At 50.9% G+C, this 2,930-nt stretch carries 2 protein-coding genes; one reads left to right on the forward strand and one right to left on the reverse strand.

The window, feature by feature from the left end; translation table 11 throughout:
• Positions 1 to 129: 129 nt before the first annotated feature.
• Positions 130 to 1,920, forward strand: a complete 1,791-nt coding sequence (locus ABTW62_RS13755) for a cytochrome-c peroxidase (protein WP_430905142.1) — start codon at positions 130 to 132, stop codon at positions 1,918 to 1,920.
• Between the two features lie 166 nt (positions 1,921 to 2,086).
• Here the strand turns inward: ABTW62_RS13755 and ABTW62_RS13760 are convergent, their stop codons facing one another.
• On the reverse strand, positions 2,087 to 2,674 hold the full coding sequence (locus tag ABTW62_RS13760) for a HupE/UreJ family protein (protein WP_430905143.1): 588 nt from the start codon (positions 2,672 to 2,674) through the stop codon (positions 2,087 to 2,089).
• Between the last annotated feature and the right edge of the window lie 256 nt (positions 2,675 to 2,930).

A 2,930-nucleotide genomic window follows, 5' to 3' on the forward strand; every position in this document is an offset into this window, starting at 1 on the left:
CAGCGTGCCTGGTCTGCGTATAAAAGCAATTAAAAAATTATGTCGAAATTGTTATTGGTATTGATCGGGCTAATTTTGCCAATACTTCAAACGTTAGCCAGCGAAATTGATCCACCGCGGCCTTTGTCTTTGAAAACAGTCCAAATTCCTGAACCTCCTGATCTCCATAAGTACATTCGTGACAAGCCGATGGCGATCGCACTGGGTAAGGCGCTGTTTTGGGACATGCAGGTTGGCAGCGATAACATAGTCGCTTGCGCTACCTGTCATTTTCAGGCAGGCGCTGATAGCAGATCCAAGAATCAAGTGAATCCTGGCACACAATCGTTGCATGACGCCAAGCGCCAAGAATTCGATTTGGGTCCGAATATGCAATTGACCACGAGTCACTTTCCTTTAAGGGTCTTGACTGATCCCAATGATCGAACTTCTCCCGCCGTATTCAATAGTGTTGATGTGGTTTCATCGCAGGGCATTGCATCGTACGAATTTCTGCGTGTCTTGCCTTTCCGTCCGGTTGAACAGTTGCGCAGGAAAGCCGATCAAGATGGCTTCAGCGTGAATCGAATCAATGTCAGGCGAGTTGAACCCAGAAACACACCAACTGTCATCAATGCAATATTCAATTATCGTAATTTTTATGACGGAAGGGCGCAGTACGAGTTTAACGGTGTGAATAATTGGGGTGATCGTGATCCAAATGCGCATCTTTATCGTGCCGAGAGTACAACGCGGATGGAGCAGGTCAGGATCAGCATTGAACAGGCCAGTCTAGCGTCACAAGCGGTTGCGGCCGCTGTCAATGATTTTGAACTGTCCGCTTCAAATCGTCCATTCCCGATGATTGGGCGCAAAATGCTCGTAGCCAGGCCACTTGCTCAGCAGCAAGTACATCCCCAGGACAGTGTGCTGGGGAAATATAGCCTTTGGCCGCAGCCGGGACTGGTGTTGCCTGATTATGCAGAAATGGTTCGGTATGCTTTCCAGCCTGAATGGTGGCAATCCAAGCAACAGATTCGACTTTTGCCGGACGGTCATAGCGAAATTTGTCATCGGGCACGTCCTATTGCTCAGAAAGATTGCTATACCTTGATGGAATTCAATTTCTCACTGTTCTTTGGCTTGGCGATACAACTTTATGAAGCAACGCTCGTGGCGGATGACACGCCTTATGATCGCTTCATGGAAGGGGACAGCACGGCTATCAGTGAGGCTGCCATCCGAGGCGCCGATATTTTCAGGAGTCAAACCCGTGGTCGTTGCATCAATTGCCATGAAGGCGCGGAATTGACCGGTGCTGCGGTCAGCCAGGTGCAGGCCAGCCCGGTCAGGATACGGGAAGGACAAGCGTTTGATCGTGGATTCAACCATATCGGTGTCCGTCCAGCAAGCAGTGATCTCGCGCTGGGCCAGACAGATCCGTTTGGTATGCCGTTGTCTTATACCAAACAGCTGTTTGCAGCGCCTGTCTGCCCGGATGGTCATTCGTGCCCGGTGGTGGCCGATGGTTTCTTCAAAGTGCCAGGTTTGCGAAACGTTGAACTGACAGCGCCTTACTTCCACAACGGTGGTGAGCTGACTTTACGGGGGGTGCTCGATGTTTATAGCAGAGGGGGAAATTTTGCACAACTGACGGAAAAGGATGGGAGCGAGATTATGCCGCTCAACATTCTCCATTTGAGTGAACAGGAAAAACTCGATCTGGAGGCATGGCTGTTAGCGTTAACCGACGAGCGGGTCAGATACCGGCGGGCACCCTTCGATCATCCTCAGATATTTGTTCCCAATGGGCATCCTGGCGACACAGACAAAATAGACAAGCAGATTGCAGGAACAGCCAGCGATCATATGATCGAGATTCCTGCTGTGGGCAAGGCGGGGAGCTATCCCTTGCCTGGTTTTCTCGAGTCGGATATGTAAGCCTGAGTGATTCACCTCACTTGATGGCAGTTGTCATCTGGTATAGTTTGTTAGTTCGATTAACACTGACTGTTGATAGGGCGTTTCACTACAGTGACCACCTATCAACAGTCATCGACAAACCGCTGCGCGGTCCACTTGTTCTGGCCAAGTGGTTTCCTTTATGTCAGGCGATGGTCAGGTAAATTCCGCTGAAAGCGATTACACCGCCTGACCACCGCACGATTTTACCGATGTTCAGCTTGTGCAGGACACATCCACTGGCGATACCGATCGCATGCAGTAAGGCTGTGCTCAATGCGAAGCCGAAACAGTAGGCTGCCGCTTCAATGGCGAGCGGCATTTCCGCGCCATGTGCATGGCCATGAAAAAGGGCAAAAAACCCAATAATGCAGGCGCTAATAGTCGGCCGAAATTTCAGCGCTGCTGCAATGAGAATGCCCAGCGAGAGAACGGAAATCAGAATGCCGGCTTCAACATGCGAGAAGTGAATGCCGGAAAGCGCCAGGATGCCGCCGAGTAGCATGAGTGTGACAAAGGTGGCAGGTACCAGCCAGATGGATTTTCCGCCCATTTGGGCCGCCCACAGCCCCACGGCGACCATGGCTAACAGATGATCGGCGCCACCGATGGGATGCCAGAAACCGGCCTCGAATCCGGTCACGTCATCTATTCCAGTGTGTGCGTGGACAGAAACCGGCAATAACATGATCAAACCTGATATCAACCAGAAAGCTGACAAATATTTTTTCATCGAATTTTCTCCTTGTCCGACGGGTAGTGGGTAGTCATGATAGGGATTGATAACAGATCAAGCATAACCGCGGGTCACGGGCTAGAGCAAGTTTTGTCAGGGTAACGGACGAAGGGCTGCCAGGCCGCCTTGAACACCAAGCATGTCATGCGTTATGCTGTCTTGGTCAGTTAAAAGGCTGCCAGTTACCGGCGGTGACCAAGCGGCATGAAAGTTTGGCTTTCAGGAAGAATCGGATCTTGGCCTGCTTGCCTAA

Origin of the sequence: Nitrosomonas sp. ANs5 (assembly GCF_050584665.1) — a bacterium.
In the GTDB taxonomy this organism is placed as follows: domain Bacteria; phylum Pseudomonadota; class Gammaproteobacteria; order Burkholderiales; family Nitrosomonadaceae; genus Nitrosomonas.